This is a genomic window from Arthrobacter sp. E70 (assembly GCF_058266945.1).
Window position 1 is genome coordinate 14,939 of sequence record NZ_JBYQFR010000018.1, and the last position, 23,317, is coordinate 38,255.

19 protein-coding genes are annotated in these 23,317 nt (G+C 63.1%); 15 read left to right on the plus strand and 4 right to left on the minus strand.

All coding sequences use genetic code 11. From position 1 onward, the window contains the following. Positions 1 to 38 precede the first annotated feature (38 nt). The 6 genes from AC3IMC_RS18380 (at position 39) to pntB (ending at position 8,458) form a co-directional block, all read left to right on the plus strand. Positions 39 to 971 (plus strand): NAD-dependent epimerase/dehydratase family protein, encoded by a 933-nt coding sequence (locus AC3IMC_RS18380; RefSeq protein ID WP_490920190.1) that lies wholly within the window; start codon positions 39 to 41, stop codon positions 969 to 971. Then, positions 968 to 1,729 (plus strand): SDR family NAD(P)-dependent oxidoreductase, encoded by a 762-nt coding sequence (locus AC3IMC_RS18385; protein ID WP_490920191.1) that lies wholly within the window; start codon positions 968 to 970, stop codon positions 1,727 to 1,729. The genes AC3IMC_RS18380 and AC3IMC_RS18385 overlap by 4 nt, the downstream gene beginning before the upstream one ends. Before the next feature lie 206 nt (positions 1,730 to 1,935). Then, positions 1,936 to 2,367, plus strand: coding sequence for a GlcG/HbpS family heme-binding protein (locus AC3IMC_RS18390; RefSeq protein WP_490920192.1), 432 nt, complete (start codon positions 1,936 to 1,938; stop codon positions 2,365 to 2,367). A 716-nt stretch (positions 2,368 to 3,083) separates the two neighbouring features. Continuing rightward, positions 3,084 to 4,871: a glyoxylate carboligase gene (gene gcl, locus AC3IMC_RS18395; protein ID WP_490920193.1), complete on the plus strand. Its 1,788-nt coding sequence runs from the start codon at positions 3,084 to 3,086 to the stop codon at positions 4,869 to 4,871. Between the two features lie 613 nt (positions 4,872 to 5,484). Then, on the plus strand, positions 5,485 to 7,050 hold the full coding sequence (locus AC3IMC_RS18400) for a Re/Si-specific NAD(P)(+) transhydrogenase subunit alpha (RefSeq protein WP_490920194.1): 1,566 nt from the start codon (positions 5,485 to 5,487) through the stop codon (positions 7,048 to 7,050). 1 nt (position 7,051) lies between these two features. Continuing rightward, positions 7,052 to 8,458, plus strand: a complete 1,407-nt coding sequence (gene pntB, locus AC3IMC_RS18405) for a Re/Si-specific NAD(P)(+) transhydrogenase subunit beta (RefSeq protein ID WP_490920195.1) — start codon at positions 7,052 to 7,054, stop codon at positions 8,456 to 8,458. 223 nt (positions 8,459 to 8,681) lie between these two features. Here the strand turns inward: pntB and AC3IMC_RS18410 are convergent, their stop codons facing one another. The 4 genes from AC3IMC_RS18410 to tkt all read right to left on the minus strand — a co-directional run bounded on the left by AC3IMC_RS18410 (position 8,682) and on the right by tkt (position 13,303). Beyond that, a complete protein-coding gene (locus AC3IMC_RS18410) occupies positions 8,682 to 8,921 on the minus strand; it encodes a hypothetical protein (protein ID WP_490920196.1) in 240 nt (79 codons plus the stop codon). After that, on the minus strand, positions 8,918 to 10,066 hold the full coding sequence (gene tal / locus AC3IMC_RS18415; protein WP_490920197.1) for a transaldolase: 1,149 nt from the start codon (positions 10,064 to 10,066) through the stop codon (positions 8,918 to 8,920). The genes AC3IMC_RS18410 and tal overlap by 4 nt, the downstream gene beginning before the upstream one ends. 79 nt (positions 10,067 to 10,145) lie before the next feature. Continuing rightward, on the minus strand, positions 10,146 to 11,072 hold the full coding sequence (locus AC3IMC_RS18420) for an HAD-IIA family hydrolase (RefSeq protein WP_490920198.1): 927 nt from the start codon (positions 11,070 to 11,072) through the stop codon (positions 10,146 to 10,148). A gap of 113 nt (positions 11,073 to 11,185) precedes the next feature. After that, positions 11,186 to 13,303 carry a transketolase gene (gene tkt / locus AC3IMC_RS18425; RefSeq protein ID WP_490920199.1) on the minus strand — a complete coding sequence of 706 codons (2,118 nt, stop codon included), beginning with the start codon at positions 13,301 to 13,303 and terminating at the stop codon, positions 11,186 to 11,188. A 506-nt stretch (positions 13,304 to 13,809) separates the two neighbouring features. Between tkt and AC3IMC_RS18430 the strand changes: the two genes are divergently transcribed. The 9 genes from AC3IMC_RS18430 to AC3IMC_RS18470 all read left to right on the plus strand — a co-directional run bounded on the left by AC3IMC_RS18430 (position 13,810) and on the right by AC3IMC_RS18470 (position 23,168). Then, complete coding sequence (locus AC3IMC_RS18430; protein ID WP_490920200.1) at positions 13,810 to 14,787, plus strand: zinc-dependent alcohol dehydrogenase family protein; 978 nt, start codon at positions 13,810 to 13,812, stop codon at positions 14,785 to 14,787. 13 nt (positions 14,788 to 14,800) lie between these two features. Next, positions 14,801 to 15,478 carry a DUF2291 family protein gene (locus AC3IMC_RS18435; RefSeq protein ID WP_490920201.1) on the plus strand — a complete coding sequence of 226 codons (678 nt, stop codon included), beginning with the start codon at positions 14,801 to 14,803 and terminating at the stop codon, positions 15,476 to 15,478. Then, positions 15,475 to 17,031, plus strand: coding sequence for a sugar ABC transporter ATP-binding protein (locus AC3IMC_RS18440; RefSeq protein WP_490920203.1), 1,557 nt, complete (start codon positions 15,475 to 15,477; stop codon positions 17,029 to 17,031). Before AC3IMC_RS18435 ends, AC3IMC_RS18440 begins: the two co-directional genes overlap by 4 nt. Before the next feature lie 2 nt (positions 17,032 to 17,033). Continuing rightward, positions 17,034 to 18,152 (plus strand): ABC transporter permease, encoded by a 1,119-nt coding sequence (locus tag AC3IMC_RS18445; protein ID WP_490920204.1) that lies wholly within the window; start codon positions 17,034 to 17,036, stop codon positions 18,150 to 18,152. Positions 18,153 to 18,186: 34 nt separating this feature from the next. Then, positions 18,187 to 19,194 (plus strand): D-ribose ABC transporter substrate-binding protein, encoded by a 1,008-nt coding sequence (locus AC3IMC_RS18450; RefSeq protein ID WP_490920206.1) that lies wholly within the window; start codon positions 18,187 to 18,189, stop codon positions 19,192 to 19,194. An 81-nt stretch (positions 19,195 to 19,275) separates the two neighbouring features. Beyond that, positions 19,276 to 21,009: a dihydroxyacetone kinase family protein gene (locus AC3IMC_RS18455; RefSeq protein WP_490920207.1), complete on the plus strand. Its 1,734-nt coding sequence runs from the start codon at positions 19,276 to 19,278 to the stop codon at positions 21,007 to 21,009. Beyond that, the gene (locus tag AC3IMC_RS18460) at positions 21,002 to 21,469 is read left to right on the plus strand and encodes a ribose-5-phosphate isomerase (RefSeq protein WP_490920209.1); all 468 of its coding nucleotides are present in this window, start codon (positions 21,002 to 21,004) and stop codon (positions 21,467 to 21,469) included. Before AC3IMC_RS18455 ends, AC3IMC_RS18460 begins: the two co-directional genes overlap by 8 nt. Next, positions 21,462 to 22,289 carry a triose-phosphate isomerase family protein gene (locus AC3IMC_RS18465; RefSeq protein WP_490920210.1) on the plus strand — a complete coding sequence of 276 codons (828 nt, stop codon included), beginning with the start codon at positions 21,462 to 21,464 and terminating at the stop codon, positions 22,287 to 22,289. Before AC3IMC_RS18460 ends, AC3IMC_RS18465 begins: the two co-directional genes overlap by 8 nt. 30 nt (positions 22,290 to 22,319) lie before the next feature. Next, complete coding sequence (locus tag AC3IMC_RS18470) at positions 22,320 to 23,168, plus strand: DeoR/GlpR family DNA-binding transcription regulator (RefSeq protein WP_490920211.1); 849 nt, start codon at positions 22,320 to 22,322, stop codon at positions 23,166 to 23,168. Positions 23,169 to 23,317 lie beyond the last annotated feature (149 nt).

Here is a 23,317-nt window from a genome sequence, read left to right on the forward strand (position 1 = left end):
ACCGACTCAACGAAATCGATAGACCTTAGGAGTTCACAATGAGCCCATACACACCAACAGAAGCGGACACCGTCCTCGTCACCGGGGCATCCGGGCTTCTCGGCAGCGCTGTGGTCGCAAAGTTGCGGGAACGCGGCACCCGTGTCGTTGCCACAGACGTAACGCCCCGTACCGAAGATGTGATCCGTTGCGACGCTTCGGATCCGACCGCAGTCGAAGCTATCGTCGCCCAGGAAAACGTCACAGGCATCATCCACTGCGGTGCTATTTCGGGGCCCATGGTGGCCCGGGATGCACCGCGCACCATTATCGACATCAACATCGGCGGCATCACCAACATCCTCGAGGCTGCCAGGGTCCACCGGCTGCGGCGTGTGGTGTTCTGTTCGTCGCTGACGGTGTACGGCAACACCGATGAGGGCCCCGTGTCGGAAACCGCCCCAACCGCACCTACCAGCGTCTACGCGGCGTCAAAGGTGGCCGGCGAAGCGTTAATCAGCTCGTATGCTTCGCAGCACGGCGTTGACGGAATCGCCCTGCGGATCGGAACCGTGTACGGGCCTGGCCGCAGGACCGCCTGCTTCATCAGGACACTTCTTCAAAACGCGACGACCGGAACCACAACAGTGTTGCCATTCGGGCAGGACTTCCCCAGACAGTACCTCTATGTCGACGACGCCGCCGAGGCGATACTGCGGGCATGGGATGTGGAGTCTCCGGCACATCGCGTATTCAACGTGACCGGAGGCTCGTACCTCACCATGGCGGGCGTCGCGGATGTCGCCGCCACCGTTGTTCCCGGCGTCAGCGTGCAACTCGAAGACGGCCCGGACCCCGATGACTCCGATTGGCAAGGACCACTGACGGCACAACTGGCCAAAGACGAACTCGGGTTCGAGGCGCGGTGGTCCCTTGCCGACGGACTGAAGGCCTACGCCCACGAACTGCTCAAGGAGACAGCGAAAGTATGACTAACCCATTCGATTTGACCGGCCGCACGGCCTTGGTGACGGGAGGCAGCAGCGGGATTGGCGCGTCCATCGTGAAGATGTTCGCCCAGCACGGCGCAAACGTCGCGTTCTGCCATCTGGGCGATGATCAGGCTGCCGAAAACCTGACCGGCACCCTGCGTGGAGCCGGTCACGAAGTAGCTTCGCGCTCCTGCAATGTGTCCTCGGAGACGGAGGTCGAAGCACTCGCCAATTGGGCGACAGAATCGGTTGGCCAGGTGGACATCGTCGTGAACTCCGCAGGCGTCGGAGGCGGTGACCGGCCTTTCTCCGACATCGATACCTCCGAGTGGGACCGCGTCGTCGGAGTTAACCTACGCGGAAGCTACCTTGTGGCTCAGGCCTTCTACGAATCAATGGTGCAAAACCGCTGGGGCAGGATCATCAACATTGCTTCACAGCTTGCATACAAAGGTGCGACCGGGCTCGCCCACTATTGCGCCTCCAAAGCGGGAGTAGTTGGGTTCACGCGTGCCCTCGCCCTCGAAGGGGCACCGCATGGCGTCCTCGTCAATGCGATCGCCCCAGGCCCAGTGGACACCGCATTGCTGCGCGGCCATAGTGACGCATGGCTCGACAGCAAGCGTGCGTCCCTGCCAATAGGCAGGGTCGGGCACGTGGATGAAATTGCCCCCACCGCCCTGCTTCTCGCGTCCCCCGCCGGCAGCTACTACGTCGGTCAAACACTCTCGCCAAACGGTGGTGACGTGCTGCTCTAACCGAGCGCGCCCGTTCGAGCGACACGACGCGCTCGAACGGGCGGCATGTAATGAGCCCGGTCCCCTGAAGCAGGACCGGAAGCGCCACCCAAAGAGCCCCCTCACTTTCGTGGCTCCAGTAATGCTGCGCCACGCGTCATCACCACCGCTGTCGTCCCGGACCACACCTTCAACCCCGGCGCTTTGCGCCGATGATTGGACCACCCATGAGTACCCATCGAACCGTCCCCACCATTACGTACGAGACCGCGGCACAGGCAATCGCGGTTGGGCTTCAAGAGGCGAAGCACCGGGGAGTAAACGCCGTAGTCACAGTAATGGATCCTGGGCTTGTTCCCGTTGCCTTCGGCAAAGCGGACGGTGCAGCACCACATAGCGTCGAAACCAGTCGGCGAAAGGCCATCACCTCAGCGTCCATGCGCAAGGCCAGCGGGGCGATCTCGCAGGAGCTGGCAATTCCCCTCGAACACGGCTCAGGCGGGCTTCTCACAGGCATCTCGGGCGGCGTTCCGCTGGCCTTCGACGGGATTTATGTTGCGGGGCTCGGGATTGCAGGCGGAACGCCTCAGCAGGACGCTGAGATCGCTGACGCCACTCTTGCGGCCCTTGGCGCTGATGCGATCGGGGACAGCAGGTGATCAGCGCTGAAAGAAACATCGCGGTACCCTCTGCTGCGTCTTCGGAACAGCGCCCGGCTGTAAGCCGGTGCCAGAGCAAAAGGACCGGCCATTGCCGTCACTACAGCTAGACATCAGCACAGATCTCCCTGCGCTCCAGAAGCAGGCTCTGGTTCGCGAGGTGGGCGAAGCGTATTCGCAAATTATGGGTTTGGACCCGCGATTCCTAACCGTCGTACTCCGCGAGTTACCGCTGGGTTCGATCTGGAATTGCCAAGAGTGGGAGCCCGCGCCTGGAACCCTCCTCAGATGTGATGTGGGAGGAGAAGGAACCCAGCCGATTCGCGATGAACTTGCAGGCCGCCTTGCTGATCTCGTCGCGGCGTGGGCCCTCGTCCCGCGGTCGGAGATTAGGGTGCAGTTTACCCAATTACCCGCGCGCGACGCGTTCCTTCCGTCGCTCGCTCGGATAGTCAAACGCATCGCGGCAAACGTCAGGCGTGCCGGCAGCTATTCCCGACCGGAACAGCCTTCCGCACCTCCGGCGATCGGTCATCCATACACGTCCCTGCACTCGCTCACCGCAACTCCATGGGCGGGTTTGCACCTAGAGAGAAAGCCATGGCACCCCTTTCTGCTGGAAACCCCATCACACACCTCTTAGTCCGTCCCGACGCCGCCCGCCGTTGGGACTTTATGACGGCGAAGCCCCTCTCTCAGACTTTTAGGAGCACACCATGACCAAGATGCGCACCGTAGACGCTGCCATCGCCATCCTGGAAAAGGAAGGCGCCATCGAGGCGTTCGGCCTGCCAGGCGCCGCCATCAACCCCTTCTACTCCGCAATGCGCGCCCACGGCGGCATCCGCCACACCCTGGCCCGCCACGTCGAAGGCGCCAGCCACATGGCCGACGGCTTCAGCCGCGCCAAGGACGGCAACATCGGCATCTGCATCGGCACCTCCGGCCCCGCCGGCACCGACATGATCACCGGCCTCTACGCCGCCTGGGCCGACTCCATCCCCATGCTCTGCATCACCGGCCAGGCACCCGTTGCCAAGCTGCACAAGGAAGACTTCCAGGCCGTGGACATCGAGTCCATCGCCGCCCCTGTCACCAAGATGGCCATGACCATCCTGGAGCCCGGCCAGGTTCCCGGCGCCTTCCAGAAGGCCTTCCAGCTGATGCGCTCCGGCCGCCCCGGCCCCGTACTGCTGGACCTGCCCATCGACGTACAGATGGCGGAAATCGAATTCGACATAGATACCTACGAGCCCCTGCCGATCGAAAAGCCCAAGGCCTCCCGCAAGCAGCTGGAAAAGGCCCTGGACATGCTGCTCGCCGCCAAGCACCCGCTGATCGTCGCCGGCGGCGGCATCATCAACGCCGGCGCCTCCGCGCAGCTGGTGGAACTGGCCGAGACCCTGAACGTGCCGGTCATCCCCACCCTGATGGGCTGGGGCACCATCCCGGACGACCACCAGCTCATGGCCGGCATGGTTGGCCTGCAGACGTCCCACCGCTACGGCAACGAGAGCTACCTGCAGAGCGACTTCGTGATCGGCATCGGCAACCGCTGGGCCAACCGCCACACCGGCGGCCTGGAAACCTACACCGCCGGCCGCAAGTTCGTGCACATCGACATCGAGCCCACCCAGATCGGCCGCGTGTTCTCGCCGGACCTGGGCATCGCATCCGACGCCGGCGCGGCGCTGGCAGGCCTGGTTGAGCTCGCCAAAGAGCGCAAGGCCGCCGGGTCCCTGCCGGACTACAGCGCCTGGGTCGCCGAATGCCAGGACCGCAAGGCCTCCCTGCACCGCAAGACCCACTTCGACAACGTGCCGATCAAGCCGCAGCGCGTGTACGAGGAGATGAACCGGTCCTTCGGGCGCGACACCATCTATGTGTCCACCATCGGCCTGTCGCAGATCGCCGGGGCGCAGATGCTGCACGTGTTCGGCCCGCGCAAATGGATCAACGCCGGCCAGGCAGGCCCGCTGGGCTGGACCGCCCCGGCCGCGCTCGGCGTCGCACGCTCCAACCCGGACCAGACCGTGGTGGCCCTCTCCGGCGACTACGACTTCCAGTTCATGATCGAGGAACTGGCCGTGGGTGCACAGTTCAACCTGCCGTACATCCACGTGGTGGTGAACAACTCCTACCTGGGCCTGATCCGCCAGTCCCAGCGCGGGTTCAACATGGAGCAGAACGTGTCCCTGGGCTTCGACAACATCAACTCCCCGGAGACCGAGGGCTACGGCGTGGACCACCTCAAGGTCGCCGAGGGTCTGGGCTGCAAGGCGATCCGGGTGACCAGCCCCGAGGACATGCCGGCCGCGTTCGACAAGGCCAAGGCTCTGATGGGCGAGTTCCAGGTTCCCGTGGTGGTGGAAGTGATCCTGGAAAAGGTCACCAACATCTCCATGGGCGTGGAAATCAACGCCGTGAACGAGTTCGAGGAACTGGCCGAGACCGCAGCCGACGCCCCCACCGCCATCCTGGCACTGCAGGAGACAACGAGATGAGGTCGGTTGTTCCCCCCGTCTGTCTGCACCGGTCGGAGGAAGGGCGCGCACGGCGGAACCTGCCCTCCGACCCAGCATCCCGGAACCCCGGAGGTCGGTGGGATCCCTGGCCGGAAGGCAGAACAGTGATGGGCGCAGGGCATCCAAGCGTCTGGGACGTACGTCATGACTGGAGTCAGCTGATTGGTCGACACGTTGAGGTTTGGCTGAACGGATTCTGCGTTGCCATCGGAAAAGTTGACGAAGCTGCTTCGGACGATTCCGTTCTTTGGATCTCCGGCGAGGGAAACGACACCCGAAGGCTCTACGACAGGGCCATTGGCTATCAACTATTGGCTCAGGAAGGCCCGCTGTTCCTGTCCCAGACCGCGGTCAGGAGGCGTGGATTTCCCCATAGACGGTCGGGGGCACCAGCTACCGCAGCTCTCGTCGGCCTTGAGTCCCGACTCTCCGCGTTGAACTGACCGGGGCACGTTCTCCGGGGGGGACGTCTGCCGCGAGGCAATCCGCTCGCCGGTACGGAGGCAACTGACACCGTACAGGGCGGCTGACAACCGCCTTGACATCGGTTTCATTTGAAGAAGACACACATGCATGTAGGAAGAAAGCAAGAATGAAAATAGGAATTCCCGCGGAAAGCACCGTGGGTGAGACAAGGGTCGCAGCGACACCGTCAACTGTGCAACAGCTCATGGCCCTGGGCTACGACGTCAGTGTTGAGTCCGGTGCCGGCAGGCAGGCGAGCTTTTCTGACGAGGCATACGCAAAAGCAGGCGCTACGATTGTCGGTCTGGCGACAGCCTGGGGCGCCGATGTCGTCTTGAAAGTGAACAAACCGAGCACCAAAGAAATAGCCATGCTCCGGAAGGGTGCCATACTGGTGGCTCTGCTCTCTCCCGCGTTCGAGTCTGAACTCATCGCGGCGTTGGCATCCGCACCGAATGGGCCGGTCACCGCATTGGCACTGGACGCTATTCCTCGAATCTCACGTGCGCAGTCCATGGATGTGCTCTCGAGCATGGCGAACATCGCCGGATACCGTGCCGTGATCGAAGCAGCGCACGAGTTCGGGCGGTTCTTTACCGGACAGGTGACCGCAGCTGGCAAGGTACCGCCAGCAAAGGTGTTGGTCGCGGGGGTAGGAGTAGCGGGCCTGGCGGCCATCGGAGCAGCACGATCACTCGGCGCCGTGGTGCGAGCGACCGACCCCCGCCCCGAGGTTGCCGACCAGGTCAAGTCGCTGGGCGGGGAGTACCTCCCCGTCGTGGTTCCCGAAGAGCAGCAACAAACCTCCTCGGACGGGTACGCCAAGGCCACATCCAGTGCGTACGAGACGGCAGCAGCGCGGCTCTACACTGAGCAGGCAGCCGACGCCGACATCGTCATCACGACCGCTCTCATCCCTGGCCGGCCCGCACCGCAACTCATCACAGCGGCAGATGTGGCTGCGATGAAGCCGGGCTCGGTCATTGTCGACATGGCGGCGGCCCACGGCGGCAATGTGGCCGGTTCTGCCGCAGGGGAGAAAGTTGTCTCTCCTAACGGCGTAACGATCATCGGTTACACGGACCTCCCCGGGCGGCTGCCAGCTCAGGCGTCGCAGCTGCTCGGCACCAACCTCGTAAATCTCATGAAGCTGCTGACACCTGGCAAAGACGGCCAGCCCGTGCTCGACCTCGAAGACGTTGTGCTGCGCTCGATAACCGTGGTCAAAGCGGGCGACGTTCTGTGGCCTCCCCCGCCCGTGCACGTTTCTGCGGCTCCCACGCCCGCCCCTGGGGGGACCGGAACCGCTGCTGAACTGGAAGGTGCCAAGTCTAGGCGGCGTCTGGCTCCCGCCACAAAGTGGAGCCTGGCAGCCATCGGGGCCACAGCCCTGTTCCTAGTGACCGCCTTCGCCCCGGCACCACTCCCGCAGCACCTCACCGTTCTGGCTCTGTCGGTTGTGGTCGGATTCTATGTCATCGGCAAAGTCGCCCACGCGTTGCACACACCGCTCATGTCGGTCACCAACGCGATCTCGGGAATCGTCGTGGTGGGCGCCCTCCTCCAGATCGGTGCCGGCGACGTCGTCGTCCGTACGCTCGCGTTTGCCGCCGTGCTCCTCGCATCAATCAACATTTTCGGAGGTTTCGCGGTCACCCGCCGAATGCTCCACCTGTTCCAGAAGGGCGCGTGACGTGGGTACAGAAACGATCGCGATCGGAGCATACCTCGTCGCAGCTCTACTCTTTATTCTTAGTCTCGCAGGACTATCCAAGCACGAAACCGCCCGCAACGGCGTCAGGTACGGGATTATCGGTATGGCCATCGCTGTAGGAGCAACGAGCGTGCTTATCGCAGGATCAAATCTTGACCTCGGCTTCGTCCTAATTATCGCCGCAGTCATGATCGGTGCTGTCATCGGTCTCTGGAGAGCCAAAGTCGTTGAGATGACCGGCATGCCCGAACTCATTGCACTGCTGCACTCCTTCGTGGGGCTGGCGGCCATGCTCGTCGGCTGGAACGGCTATCTCGAGAACGGCGATAACCGCGTTGCCACCAGCGCAGGGAATGCACTGTTGCAACTCCATCACGCCGAAGTCTGTATTGGCGTCTTCATCGGCGCGGTGACCTTCACCGGCTCCATCGTGGCATTCCTCAAACTGTCGGCCCGGATCAAGTCCACACCATTAATGCTGCCCGGGAAGAATATCCTCAACCTCGGAGCACTGATCATCTTCGTAGGACTCACCGTCTGGTTCGTTGTCGACCAGCAAGTATGGCTTCTCGCAGCCGTCACCGTCGTCGCACTCGCACTTGGCTGGCACCTCGTGGCCTCAATCGGCGGAGGCGACATGCCCGTCGTTGTCTCAATGCTGAACTCGTACTCCGGGTGGGCAGCAGCTGCCTCAGGCTTCCTACTCAACAACGATCTCCTCATCATCACGGGAGCTCTGGTTGGATCATCCGGGGCGTATCTTTCCTACATCATGTGCAAAGCGATGAACCGCTCCTTCCTGTCGGTGATTGCGGGCGGATTCGGGGTCACGGCCAAGTCGAGCGCCGACGAAGACTATGGGGAGCACCAAGAAATTCAGGCGACTGAAGTCGCGAATCTCCTCGCCGAGGCTTCGTCAGTCGTCATTACCCCCGGCTATGGGATGGCCGTGGCACAGGCACAGTACCCGGTGGCCGAGCTGGTCCGTAAACTCCGTGACAAGGGAGTCCATGTACGGTTTGGCATTCACCCGGTCGCGGGCCGCCTCCCGGGACACATGAACGTGCTTCTGGCCGAGGCGAAGGTTCCCTACGACATCGTCCTGGAGATGGATGAAATCAATGATGACCTTGCCGAAACCGATGTGGTGCTCGTTATTGGCGCCAATGACACAGTCAACCCTGCCGCTGACGAAGATCCTGGGAGCCCCATTGCAGGCATGCCGGTTTTGCGCGTGTGGGACGCAAGGGAAGTCATTGTTTTCAAACGTTCCATGGCCACTGGTTACGCCGGCGTGCAGAATCCGCTGTTCTTCCGTCCCAATTCAAAGATGCTCTTTGGCGATGCCAAGAGCAACGTCGCGGAGATCATCGGCGCACTCAATTGAGCAGCCCGCCTATCTGCCGTCCATGACCAATGGCTCCAATCTGCCTGTGCGGGATCAGTTTTAGTCTCGTTAGGTGGATCTGGCGCAGGCGGCTCCAGGTCCATTGTCTGGGGCTGCCTTGTCTAGCCGCTAATCCGTCAAGCTGGCAGGCGCTGTGAGGTTAGGGTGTAGCCTAAGCCGGCAGAACGAGGATGTTCTGATGGGAGGGATACGATACCCAGATTTATTCTTCTTTCATCGGAATTTTGAGTTGTGTTCCGTCCAGATTGTGTAGCAAATGCCTTGTGCCATATCCGAGCGCACGTATCCACACAACGTCTGATTGCTCGCTTTTCATTTCGATGTAAGCGGGATAGGTGTATCCACCCACTTCGATGACATCTACACGATCGCCCAACTGAAGTTCCGTCCAATCCTGGGCTGTATCCTGCCCGAGGGCATTGACGTGTTTTGATCGCTTCATGATCCCGGTGACCAGTCGGCGGGACGGCCACCCAGATTCTTTCGTGCTGAGGCGAGGGCGCCTTCGACGTCGCCGAGGAGTTCCTTCCAGCTGGCGACGAACTTGTCGAGGCCTTCGGATTCGAGGATGGCGACGACGTCGTTGTAGGACACGCCGAGCTTTTCGAGGGCGTCGAGGGTGGCGTTGGCTTCGGTGTAGGTGCCGGTGATGGTGTCGCCGGTGACCACGCCGTGGTCGAAGGTGGCGTCCAGGGTCTTTTCGGGCATGGTGTTGACGACGCCGGGGGCGACGAGTTCGGTGACGTAGAGGGTGTCCGGGTAGGCCGGGTCCTTCACGCCGGTGGAAGCCCACAGGGGACGCTGGGGGAGTGCGCCGGCTTCGGCGAGCAGGGCCCAGCGCTCGGTTGCGAAGAGTTCCTCGTAGACCTGGTAGGCGAGGCGGGCGTTGGCCAGGCCGGCCTTGCCCTTGAGTGCCTTGGCTTCGTCGGTGCCGATCTTGTCCAGGCGCCTGTCGATCTCGGTGTCGACGCGGGAGACGAAGAAGGAAGCCACGGAGTGGATTTTCGAGAGGTCGTGGCCGTTTTCCCTTGCCTGCTCCAGGCCGGACTGGAAGGCATTGATGACGGCACGGTACCGCTCGAGGGAGAAGATCAGGGTCACGTTGACGCTGATGCCTTCGCCCAGGACGGCGGTGATCGCTTCGAGGCCTTCGAGGGTCGCGGGGATCTTGATCAGGACGTTGTCCTTGTTGACCTTCTTGTAGAGGTGCTTGGCTTCGGCGATGGTGCCGGCAGTGTTCCAGGCAAGGCGCGGGTCAACTTCGATGGACACGCGGCCATCAACACCGTTGGTTGCCGTCGCGACCGGGGCGAACAGGTCGCAGGCGTCGGCGACGTCGGTGGTCGTGATCTCGAAAATAGTGTCCTCGACGCTGGCGCCGGCCGCGGCCGAGGCCGCGATCGTGGCGTCGTAGTCGTTCCCGGTGGTGATCGCGGCGTGGAAGATGGACGGGTTGGTGGTCACGCCAACCACGTTCTTCTCTTCGATGAGCTTGCGCAGGGTGCCGGTTTCCAGGCGTCCGCGGGACAGGTCATCGAGCCAGATGGAGACTCCGGCGTCGGAGAGCTGCTGGGTGGGAGTAGTCATGATGTTTCTCCTTGTAAGGCGTGGAGGTGGCTTGGCGAGGTGAGTGACTGGTCGTCTTGCTGACCGTTGGGGCTGCGGGTCACGGTGTTTCCTGAAGTTGCGGTCTGGTGTTGGGCGAGCGTGGGGTGGGCGTTCGCGCAAGGTCTGCGACGGAGTGCAGGACTTCGTTGGGACGGAACGGGAACGCGGAAATGTCTTCGGCTCGGGTAATGCCACTGAGGACGAGAACGGTGTGCAGGCCTGCTTCCATGCCGGCAATGATGTCAGTGTCCATGCGGTCGCCAATCATTGCGGTGGTTTCCGAGTGGGCGTCGATCCGGTTCATGGCTGACCGGAACATCATAGGGTTGGGTTTGCCGACGATATAGGGTTCACGGCCGGTGGCTTTTGTTATGAGCGCGGCTATCGCGCCGGTGGCCGGAAGGAGGCCGTCTTTGGAGGGGCCGGTGGCATCGGGATTGGTGGCGATGAAACGGTCACCGCCCACGATGAGGCGGATAGCGGTGGTAATCGCTTCGAACGAGTAGGTGCGGGTCTCGCCCAGCACTACAAAGTCCGGGTTCTGATCGGTGAGGATGAAGCCGGCCTCATGGAGCGCCGTCGTCAACCCAGCCTCGCCGATGGTGTAGGCACGGTTTCCCGATTCCGTGCCGCCGGCGGACACCTGGTCCTTGAGGAACTGTGCAGTGGCCAGCGCCGAGGTCCAGATGTTCTCCTCGGGAATCTCGAGGCCGGAGGCCCGGAGCCGGGCAGCTAAATCACGGGGCGTGAAGATGGAATTGTTAGTCAGGACCAGGAAACGCTTGGAGGTGTCCACCCACCGCTGGATGAGTTCAGCGGCCCCGGGAATGCCATGGTTTTCGTGCACGAGGACGCCGTCCATATCCGTGAGCCAGCACTCGATCTCGTGACCGTTGCGGTAAGAGTGGGACCAGTTCCGGTGGCCGTTGGTGGGGGAGTGCGTGTCCGGTGAAAGGTTTCTGAGTGCTGTTGCTGCTTTGGGCATGGGCCTACGCCTTTACACGGTCGGGGCTGTCGGTGGTTTGAAAGATTCGGGCAGCTGCCGGGGTTGAAGGGCTGCCCTGCAGTGCCTGCAGGGCAGCCCTGTCAATGAGCCAGTTAGGCCTTGGCAGCGGCGATGGAGTCCTGGGCGGCAGCGGCAACAGCCTCTGCGGTGATGCCGAACTCCTGGAAGAGGCGCTTGTAGTCGGCGGAAGCGCCGTAGTGCTCGAGGCTGATGGAGCGGCCGGCGTCGCCGACGAATTCCTTCCAGCCCAGGGCCAGTCCTGCTTCGACGGACACGCGTGCCTTGACGGCGGCGGGCAGGACGGATTCGCGGTAGGCGGCGTCCTGCCTGGTGAACCACTCGACACACGGCATCGAGACGACGCGGGCTGCGATGCCTTCGGCCTGCAGGGTTTCCCGGGCCTTGACGGCCAGCTGGACCTCGGAGCCGGTGGCGATCAGGATGACGTCGGCCGGAACAGTGGCGCCGTCCTTGGAAGCCTCGGCCAGGACGTAGCCGCCCTTGGAAACGCCTGCGACGGAACCGAACGTGTCGCCGTCGGCTGCTCCTTCGCCACGCTCCCAGGTGGGGATGTTCTGGCGGGTCAGGACGATGCCGGCGGGGTTGGCGTGGTTTTCCAGCATGGTCTTCCAGGCAACGGCGACTTCGTTGGCGTCACCGGGGCGGACCACGTCCAGGCCCACGATGGCGCGCAGCGAGGCGAGCTGCTCGACCGGCTGATGGGTGGGACCGTCCTCGCCCAGGCCGATGGAGTCGTGCGTCCACACGTACAGGGACGGGACTCCCATGAGGGCGCCGAGGCGGATGGCGGGGCGCTGGTAGTCGGAGAAGATCAGGAACGTGCCGGAGAACGCGCGGGTGTTGCCGTGCAGGCTGATGCCGTTCACGATCGAAGCGGCGGCGTGCTCGCGGATGCCGAAGTGCAGGACGCGGCCGTAGGGGTTGCCGGACCCGGCGTCGGTCTGCTTGGACGCCGGCACGAACGACGGCGAACCTTCGATGGTGGTGTTGTTCGACTCCGCGAGGTCGGCCGAGCCACCCCAGAGTTCGGGCAGGACCGGGCCGAGAGCGTTCAGGACCTTGCCCGAGGCGGCACGGGTGGAAACATCCTTGCCGGCCGGAAAGACCGGGAGCACCGCGTCGACGCCTTCAGGCAGTTCCTGGGCCTCGATGCGCTGCAGCAGTGCCGCGCCCTCGGGGTTGGCTTCCTGCCAGGCGGTAAAGGACTCTTCCCATTCCTTGCGGGCGGCGGCGCCGCGGTCCACGACCTGGCGGGCGTGGTCCAGGACTTCCTGGTCCACCTGGAAGGACTTGGCCGGGTCGAAGCCCAGGACCTCCTTCAGGGCTGCAACTTCCTCGCCGCCGAGCGCGGAGCCGTGGATCTTGCCGGTGTTCTGCTTCTTCGGGGCCGGGTAGCCGATGATGGTCCGCAGCGAAATGATGGACGGCTTGGACGTCTCAGCCTTCGCAGCGAGCAGCGCGGAGTAGAGCTCCTGGACGTCCTCTTTGTATTCGCCGGTCTTGGTCCAGTCCACCCGCTGGGTGTGCCAGCCGTACGCCTCGTAGCGCTTCAGGACATCCTCGGTGAACGCGATGTCGGTGTCGTCCTCGATGGAGATGTGGTTCTCATCGTAGATGACCACGAGGTTGCCGAGCTCCTGGTGGCCGGCCAGCGAGGAAGCCTCGGCCGTGACGCCTTCCTGCAGGTCGCCGTCGGACGCGATGACCCAGATGGTGTGGTCGAACGGTGACTCACCGGCGGGAGTGCCGGCGTCGAACAGACCGCGCTGGCGGCGCTGCGAGTACGCAAAGCCAACCGAGGACGCCAGGCCCTGGCCCAGCGGGCCAGTGGTGATCTCCACACCGGCGGTGTGCTTGTACTCCGGGTGGCCCGGGGTCAGCGAACCCCAGGTGCGCAGCGCTTCCAGGTCCTTCAGTTCCAGGCCGTAGCCGTTGAGGAACAGCTGGATGTAAAGGGTCAGCGAGGTGTGGCCGGGGGACAGGATGAACCGGTCACGGCCCAGCCACTGCGGGTCCCGCGGGTCATGGCGCATCAACTTCTGGAACAGCAGGTACGCCGCCGGAGCCAGGCTCATCGCCGTGCCCGGGTGGCCGTTGCCCACCTTTTCCACGGCGTCCGCGGCCAAAACCCGGATGGTGTCTACGGCCTTCTGGTCCAGGCTGGTCCATGACAGTTCTTGCTCTTCCAAATGTGGCACGAAAACCGGGCCCCTCTCTGTTTTTCCGGCACCGTTCGCAGTACCGGCTTCGATTGTTCTTGTTCGTCATGTTGCCGTGCTGCAGTCACGGGCAGGGCGATCCCGCCATATAGCCGTCAGCTGCAAGTGTCTTGGTCCTTCGTCGAAGGCCAGGCGGGAAATTACCGGCGTTCATGTTAGAAAACCCGCGGGCCTGTCTCTACTACTCACGATCGAGAAACCGCTGGAAATCAATGGATTTCCTAGATTTTGGCCTTGCTTCATGAAGGTCATTGACGGTGTCGTACGTCACAGCTATATTTTATGTCTAACATCGAAACACCACAAGATAACAAGTTTGCTTCATGGAGAAGCGACCGGGCGGATATCCGACTCCGTCGGCATCCCCCTTAATTTGTCCACGCGCGGCAGGGCCTTCGATGGCCCCTTCCGCAGAGTTCACAGGAGCGTCGACGCTGATGCGTGCAATTGTTTTTGAAGAGCCAGGAAAGCTCGCTTTGACAGAGTTGCCTGATCCGACTCCAGGCTCCAAAGAGGTGGTGATCGAAGTTGCCGCGGTGGGCATCTGCGGCACCGATACCCATGTTCTGGACGGCGAGTTCGAGGGCACTGTGTTTCCGCTGATTCCCGGTCACGAGGCTTCTGGAACCGTGGTTGCGGTTGGCGGGGAGGTCACGAAGTTTTCCGTGGGCGATCACGTCGCGGTGAACCCGAGCACGACGTGCGGTGAGTGCGAGTTCTGCCTCAACGGGAAGGGCAACCTCTGCCGCCAATGGAATGGCCTTGGCGTTGTGGCGAGCGACGGCGCAGCAGCGCAGTACGTCAAGGCCCCTGTCGGCAACGTATACAAGCTGCGCCCTGAGACGGACCTGCACCAGGCGGCGCTTATCGAGCCTCTCGCCTGCGCGATCCGCGGCTACGACATCCTGCCGCGGAAGATGGGCGAACACTATTTGGTCTACGGCTCGGGCACGATGGGTCTGCTGATGGCCCAGCTGGCGCCGCGTGCAGGGGCAGCGAGTGTAACGATCGTGGATGTCAACCAAAACCGGCTCGAAGCCGCAAGGGAAGTCGGCATCGAGAACGTCTACCAGAGTGCCGACGAGGCGGACCGCAGCCAGTGGGACGTCGTTATCGATTGCACTGGCGTCATCCGCGCGATCGAGGACGGCCTGCCCCGCGTTAAGGCCGGCGGGACCTTCCAGCACTTTGGCGTCGCTCCGGTGGAAGCTAAGGCGGGATACTCCCCGTTCCGGGTTTACCGCGACGAGCTGAATATCGTTGGCACCATGGCCGTGCTTAATACCTTCGGCCGGGCCGTCGAGATGTTCGAGGCCGGCGCGATCAAGAGCAAGCCGATGATTAGCCACGCCTTTGCCCTCGACGACTACAGCGAGGCCCTCGACATGTTCCGAAAGGGAACCGGCCGCAAGCTGCAGATCCGCCCGAACGCCACCGAGTCCGTCGTCCTCTGATCCCGAGGTAGAGATGTCAACCGCCATCAAACCACATACCGCCCCGAGAAGCGCTTCGTCGAGGTTGCAGCCGAAGAAGCTGATAGTTCCCGCGGCGCTGTTTGTCCTGCTCGTGCTGATGATCGTCAACACCAAGTTCCTCTTCGGCAACGAGGCCACCCAGGCTGCGCCGGGCACATTCAGCCCTTCATCCTTCGCCCAGGAAAAGTACGAGTCCGACATCGCTCCCGACATTGACAAGAGGGCCACCGACCTCGTCACCGTCGCGACCGCCATTAAGGCGGATTCGACTGCGGCCGCCAAGCAGTATGGCGTTGCCGCCGGCACGTCCGCTCCGGTCTACTCTGTGAAGTTCGCCGGAACCGCAGGCAAGCCGGATCCCAACGGCCTCGTGCAGGTTACCGTCCCAGGCCTGCCTGCGGACATGAAGGTTCTTGTGCAGACTGGCCCTGCGGTGAATGGGACTGCGATCCGGGACGCCACCGGCAAGGTGGATTTCTCCCAGTTCAAGAACCAGATCGACTATCAGAACGTGGGTGCGGAACTGAACAACCAGGTCAAGAAGCTCGTCCTCGCGAAACTGGATAGCGCGGCTATCGAGGGCAAACAGTTGGATGTGGTCGGGGCCTTCCAGCTGGTCAGCCCGACGTCGTTCGTCGTCACCCCCGTGAAGATCGATGTGAAATCATGAGCACGCAAAGTACCACTGCAGTCGGCTATCCCATCCTTAGGGCGCAGAACGTTACCAAGCGTTATGGCGGCACCCAGGCACTGAAGGGCGTTGACTTCGAAGTGCTGGAGGGGAGGGTGGTCGGACTCTTCGGAGAGAACGGGGCCGGCAAGTCCACCCTAATGAAGATCCTCTCCGGGATCGAAAACCCCAGCAGCGGAAGCCTGGAGCTGCGCGGCGAGCCCGTCCAATTCGCCAACACGGTCGACGCGCGAGACAGAGGCATCTCGATTATCCACCAAGAGCTTAGCCTCTGCCCCAACCTCAGCGTTCGGGACAACATCTTCATGGGCCGTGAGATCCGTACGAAGGGCGGCGCCGTTGATTACAAAGCCGAGTCCGAGATCGTCGAGCGGCTGATGGAGCGCCTCCAGGAGAAGATCCACCCGGAGACCCTCGTGGCGGACCTGCGTCTCGGCCAGCAGCAGATTGTGGAGATCGCCCGTGCACTGTCGACCGAGGCGCGGATCCTCATCATGGACGAGCCCACGTCCGCGCTCAGCGCAGCCGAGGTCGAGGTGCTTTTCAAAGTCATCCGGGACCTGACCTCCGACAATGTGTCCATCGTGTACATCTCCCACCACCTCGAGGAGGCTATGGAGATTTGTGACCATGCTGTCGTACTTCGCGACGGCGAGATCGTCGCCCAGGCCGAAACAAGGGATGTGAGCCTGGACTGGATCGTAGGGAACATGGTGGGCCGCAATTTCGACCTCGGCTCTCCGCCCGCGGTAGAGTTCGGCGCCGTCGCCTTTGAGGCCGAGGGCGTCAAAGTGGCCGACTCCTCCAACCCAGAGCGGCTCTCCGTGAATGGCATCTCCCTGAAGGTTCGGGAGGGCGAGATAGTCTGCATCTACGGCTTGATGGGTGCCGGCCGTACCGAGATGCTTGAGGCCGCAGCCGGACGCGTGCCGCTAGTTGGCGGCCGGGTCGTGGTGCACGGGCGGGACATGGCCGGCAAGACCATCGCAGAACGGATCAGGTGGGGCCTCACCCTTGTCCCTGAGGACCGGCAGCGCGATGGGCTGGTGCAGACGATGTCGGTGGGCAGGAATCTGTCGCTGGCAAGTATCGGCAGTCTCGTCCGTGGGCTGTTCCTCTCGCACGGCGTGGAGGACAAGCTCGTGCAGAAGGGGATCGCCGACGTTCGCGTAAAGACCGCAGGCCCCGGAGCGGCTATCGGTTCGCTCAGCGGCGGTAATCAGCAGAAGGTCGTCATCGGCAAGATGTTGGCGACCAATCCGAAGGTCATCCTGCTCGACGAACCGAGCCGCGGCATCGACATCGGTGCGAAGACCGAGGTCTTCAACCTCCTCAGTGAACTGGCGGAGAAGGGCCTGGCTGTCGTCTATTCCACGTCTGAGGTTAATGAATGCTTCGGCGTCGCGAACCGCGTAATCGTCATGAGCAAGGGCAGGATCTCCGCGGAGTTCGACGCCGCGACAAGCACCAAAGAGCAGATTATGGCGGCTTCCGGGGAATCCGCCACCACATCCACATCGAACGGACAATAGACATGAGCACCACGTTAGCTCCCGCGGGCGCGAAGACCGCCCGCCCCAGCGGCGGCCTGGACATCCCCCGGCTGCTCCTCGAAGGCCGGGCGTTCATCGCCCTGATCGTGATCATCGTGGCCTTCTCGTTCCTCTCGCCCAACTACCTAACAGTCGACAACTTCCTGACCATGTCCTCGCACGTGGCGATCTTCGCAATCCTGGCCGTCGGCATGCTCATGGTCATCCTCAACGGCGGCATCGACCTGTCGGTCGGCTCCACTGTTGGCCTCTCCGGCGTGATCGCCGGCTTCCTGCTCCAAGGCGTCAAGATCCCCGCCCTCGGGATTGCCTTCTACCCGTCCGCCTGGGTGGCAGTCGTCGTAGCCGTGGCAGTCGGAGCGCTGGTCGGATGGATCAACGGCACGCTCGTCTCCCGCTTCGGAGTCGCGCCGTTCGTTGCCACACTCGGAACCCTCTATGTGGTGCGCGGCGCGGCGCTCCTCATCACGGGTGGTCTGACCTACCCAAACCTTCGCGGAGAAGCTGCCCTTGGCAACACTGGCTTCGAATGGTTCGGCTTCAACCGCCTTTTCGGCATCCCGATCGGGGTACTGTTCATGGTCGTGATCGCTGCCGTCGCCGCGGTGGTCCTCAGCCGTAGCCCCTTCGGACGCTGGCTCTACGCGTCCGGCGGCAACGAGCGCGCCGCTGAGCTGTCGGGCATCCCGGTCAAGCAGGTCAAGGTCAGAATCTACGTGATTTCCGGCATCTGCGCAGGCATCGCAGGCGTGATTGTGGCTTCGGAGCTAACCTCCGCGAACCCCACAGCAGGCAATTCCTTCGAACTCACCGCGATCGCCGCCGTCGTCATCGGCGGCGCCGCACTCTCCGGGGGCCGCGGCAATATCCGAGGTGTGTTGCTGGGCGCCTTCGTGATCGGTTTCCTCTCCGACGGCCTGGTGATTATCGGCGTCTCCGAGTACTGGCAGATGGTCTTCAAGGGCGCCGTCATCGTCGTGGCGGTCATGCTGAACCGCGTCGAATACCGCGCCAAGCGGGTCAAGCCCGCTGCATCCGGAGGCAGCCAGACGCCAACCCCCAGCAAGGGCGCCGAGAGCACGCCTGCTCCGACCCCCTAGATACGCAGCAATCCACTCTACTAACCAACGCTCCATGAAAGGCACCACTATGTTTCGTAAGGCTGCTGTCGCCGCTGTTGCCGGCGTGGCTATCTTCACCCTCTCCGCCTGCGGCGGCTCCTCGGGCCAAGGCTCTCCGAGCTCCTCGACGGGCGGTGGAGGCGGTGGCAGCAAGGTCATGACGGTGATTGTGAATGATCCTGCGAACCCTTACTGGAAGACCGAGGGCGATGCGGCCAAGTCCGAAGGAGAGAAGCTCGGGTACCAGGTGACGGTGACCAGCCACAAGGGAGACACCAAGACCGAGAGTGACCTCATCGACGCCGCGATCACCAACAAGTCCGCCGCCATCCTGCTCGACCCGGCCAACGCCGACGGGTCGGTGGGCGCCGTCCAGAAGGCTGTGAACGCAGGTATCCCCGTGTTCACGATCAATGCCGAGATCAACCAGCAGGGCCTCGCCAAGGGCCAACTTGTCTCCAACAACGCCCAAGGGGCTGCCCTCGGCGCACAGGAGTTCGTCAAGGCGATGGGCGGCAAGGGCAAGTACGTCGAGCTCAAGGGGGCGCCGTCCGACAACAATGCCGCCACCCGCTCGAATGGTTACGCCACAGTCCTTTCGCAGGTCCCCGACATGAAGCTGGTCGCCTCCGAGGTCGCCAACTGGGACCAAAAGCAGGGACATGACAAGATGCAGACGATGCTCCAGGCAAACCCTGACATCCAAGGAGTCCTCGCAGGCAACGACCAGATGGCGCTGGGTGCCATCGCGGCGCTGAAGGAAGCGGGCAAACTGGCATCCGTCAAGGTCGGCGGCTTCGACGGCGCACCTGACGCGGCAGACTCAGTCAAAGCCGGGGAGCTTTCCTACACTGTGCTGCAGCCCGTCGTTGAGTTCTCGAAGAAGGCTGTCCAGCAGGCCGATTCCTTGATCAAGAGCGGCAAGACAGGCGCCGAGACAGAGAAGCAGGCCTTCGACTGCACGCTCGTCAACAAGGACAACATCTCCAAGTACACCTCCGCATTCACCCTTTCGCAGTAGCGTTCACGGGGCCGCCGACGTTCATTGGGCGCAGGCGGCCCCGGCTGGCTGGCTGGCTTCTCGGCCAAGGAGATCCTTCACATGGCATACCTCTTCAACAACCCCGCAGACTTCGCTGACGAACTCACCGCAGGCTTCACTGCCGCCTACCCCGGCTGGGTCCGCCAGGTCCCTGGCGGCGTCGTGCGTTCGACGGAGACCAAACCCGGCACGGTGGCCGTCATCACCGGAGGTGGCTCCGGCCACTACCCCGCCTTCGCTGGACTCGTGGGGCAGGGACTCGCCCACGGTGCCGCAATGGGGAACATCTTCGCCTCGCCCTCAGCGCAGCAGGTGTACTCCGTGGCCAAGAGTGCCGAAAAAGGAGGCGGCGTCCTCCTCACGTACGGCAATTACGCCGGAGATGTCCTGAACTTCAATCAAGCCCAGGAACGCCTGAACGCCGAGGGGATCCGCACCGCCACGGTCGCGGTGACCGACGACATCTCCAGCGCCTCCGCCTCCGAGGCACACAAGCGCCGTGGGATCGCCGGTGACCTCGCGGTGTTCAAGATCGCCGGCGCCAGTGCTGATGCAGGGCACAGCCTTGACGAAGTGGTCCGCCTCGCGGCCCTGGCCAACAGCCTGACCCGCTCCTTCGGTATCGCATTTTCCGGCTGCACCCTCCCTGGCGCTACCCAGCCGCTCTTCACCGTCCCCGAAGGCAAGATGGCGGTGGGTATGGGGATCCACGGAGAGCCGGGGATCCGCGAGGAGGACCTTCCCACGGCCAACGAGGCGGCCGAACTACTGGTTCGCTCCCTGCTGGAGGAAGCCCCGGACGGATCGCAGGGAGGCCGCGTCGGACTTATCCTTAACGGCCTTGGCACAGTAAAGTCCGAGGAACTCTTCGTGGTGTACCGGCGGGTTGCCCAGCTTCTGGCCGAGGCCGGCTACTCTGTCGTCGACCCCGAGATCGGCGAAATGGTGACCAGCTTCCAGATGGCTGGCGTGTCACTCAGCCTGATATGGCTGGACGAGGAGCTCGAGCGCTACTGGCGGGCCCCTGCCAGCACCCCCGCCTACCGCAAGGGAGCGGTCGAAGAGCAGGCCGTTGCCGCGGCCCTGTCCGCTGCGGAGCTCGGCGCCACGGAGGAGCTGCCGGAAGCCTCGGATGTTTCCCGCCTGGCTGCAGGCCAAATCCGAGAGCTCCTGGATGCGCTCCAGAAAGTGGTCGACGCCAACGTTGAAGAGCTGGGGCGCATCGACTCCATCGCTGGCGACGGCGACCACGGAATCGGGATGCAACGCGGAGCCACGGCGGCGGCGGCGGCAGGCTCCCACGCCGTGTCCCGCGGCGCCGGGGCGGGGACCACCCTCACTCTGGCCGGCGACGCGTGGGCCCACAAAGCCGGAGGCACCTCCGGGGCCCTCTGGGGGATGCTGCTGAACACGCTGGGGCAGTGCTTCGGCGACCTCGAGGTCCCCTCCGCCGCCACAGTGGCTGGAGCTATCATGGAGGCCGGCGGGAAGATCATGGACTTCGGCAAGGCCCAACTGGGCGACAAGACCCTGGTGGACGTCCTGGTCCCCTTCGCCCAAGCGCTCGAAGACGAAGTTGCTGCCGGCAAATCCCTGAGCAACGCCTGGATCGCGGCCACCGCAGTGGCCGAGGAATCGGCCGCGGCGACGGCGAACCTGCTGCCCAAAATGGGACGTGCTCGCCCTCTGGCACAGAAGAGTCTCGGTACCCCGGACGCCGGAGCGGTCTCCATGGCACTGATCATTCGCTCGGTTGCCGAGCAGCTCACTTCGAAGGAGAGAACCCATGACTGACAAGCTGAGGATTGTTGTCGGCAGCGATGACGCCGGACTGGCCTATAAGAACGCGCTGAAGGCCGACCTCGAGAAAAACGACCTCGTCGAATCGGTCACTGACGTGGGCGTTGACGAGAACGGCACCACTCCCTACCCGACCATCGCCATCGGCGCAGCGGAGCTGATCGCGGACGGCAAGGCAGACCGGGCGCTCCTGGTGTGCGGGACGGGACTCGGCGTGGCGATCGCCGCCAACAAAGTCGAAGGAATCCGCGCTGTCACCGCCCACGACAGCTACTCCGTTGAGCGGTCGGTCCTCAGCAACAACGCGCAGGTGCTCACCTTCGGGCAGCGTGTCATCGGCCTTGAGCTCGCCCGGCGCTTGGCCCGCGAATGGCTGACCTACCGCTTCGATGACTCTTCGCCTTCTGCCGCCAAAGTGAAGCTCATGAACGATTACGAAGCCGATAATGGTTGAAAAACGCGGCCAAGAAACCCCTCAGGCAGAGCTGGTGAGTGCGGCGAAACCCACACTCCTGGGCATCAGCCTCAAGCTCTACTTCAGCCATCGGGAGACGATGGAGTGGTGCCGCCAGGTCGCTCAGCTTGCGCGGGAGCATCCGGCGGTGAGGAATGGGAGTGTGTCCCTATTCGTCCTGCCGAGTTTCCCGTCTTTGGCACTGGCAAAGAAGGTCTTTGCGGACACATCCGTGGAGCTCGGCGCTCAGGATCTGCACTGGGAGGATCGGGGAGCCTATACCGGGGAAGTCAGCGGGATCGGCCTCGCGGAAGTCGGCTGCGCCTACGTTGAAGTGGGCCACGCCGAGCGCCGCCGGCTCTTCGGCGAATCAGATGAAGTTGTGAGCGCCAAGACAGCCGCCGCCCTCCGGAACGGACTAATCCCAGTCATATGCATCGGAGAAACTCAGCGGGGATCCGCGCAGGAGGCCGCGGAAGCCTGCATCGCCCAGCTGGCCACAGCACTGCCGCTCTCGCCGGACACCGCTAAGGTCCCGACGGCGGCACCACGGGTGGTCGTTGCCTACGAGCCCGTCTGGGCTATCGGAGCTGCCGAACCGGCGGACAGCGAGCACATTGTCGCCGTTTGCGGCAGGGTGCGGGAGTGGCTCGACTCATCAGGCCGCGCCAAGGGACATGTCATTTATGGTGGAAGTGCCGGACACGGACTGCTCAGTGAACTCGATGGCGGCGTTGACGGGCTTTTCCTCGGCCGGTTCGCCCACAGAGTCGACACGTTGGCAGCTATCATCGATGAGGCTGCGCGAGCGGTGGTGTAGCTGGTGCAAGGACAGCGGGAGGAAGATGTGATGGCTGACAGAACGGGTCCGGCTGGCCGTCAATCCCGTCAGCTTGAGCGCCAGCGGGCAATCTCCGAGATGGTGATGGCAGAAGGGGCTGTCCGCATCGACCAGCTCGCGGAGCGGTTCGGCACAAGCCAGATGACAGTGCACCGAGACCTGGACGAACTGGAAGCCCGCGGCCTTCTGCGGAAGTCCCGGGGTATCGCCACGGCACTCTCATCCAGCCTCGTGGAGTCCAGCGATGTCTATCGAAGCAATCAGCAGCAAGGGGAAAAGAGGGACATCGCGCGCACTGCGCTCGATTTCCTCGAACCTGGCCAAGCCGTCTTTCTCGACGACTCCACCACGGTGCTCCAGCTGGCGAGGATGCTGCCCGTCCGGGCACCGCTAACCGTCATCACCAACGCCCTGACGATTCTGGAAGAACTGAAAGGCACCAGGGGGATATCCCTTGTCGGTCTCGGCGGCGCCTACTACAACTGGTGTAGCGCCTTCATGGGCGGCATGACCACAGACGCCATCAGGAAACTCCGGGCGGACGTCTACATCATGTCCACGGCAGCTATCAGCGACGACACATGCTTCTTTCAAAGTCAGGAGACGGTGGACGTCAAACGCGCTATGTTCGACTGCGCCTCGCAACGCATTCTGCTTGCCGATCACACGAAGTTCGACAGGAGGGCCCTCTACGCCCTGGCACCCCTGGCTGATTTTGACGTCGTCATCGTCGACTCACAGACGGACAAAGAGCACATCCACAGGCTTGAATCGAAGGGCGTGCGAGTTGTGGTCACCCGCCCCCACGCCGGAAATTTACCGGCCGACGGAGGACGCTCGAGCGGACGCACAGCATAAGCGTGCCTCGGCCGCAAGCGCATCTCTGGCCTGCTTCTCGAAAATAGGAAAGACGCCCGCGCTTTGAGGGCAAGGCTCTTGGCTCCCGGTTTAACGTGGGATGCAATGGCTCCTTGAGCCGGGAGGCGCCGGGAATGCCTGCAGGTTCC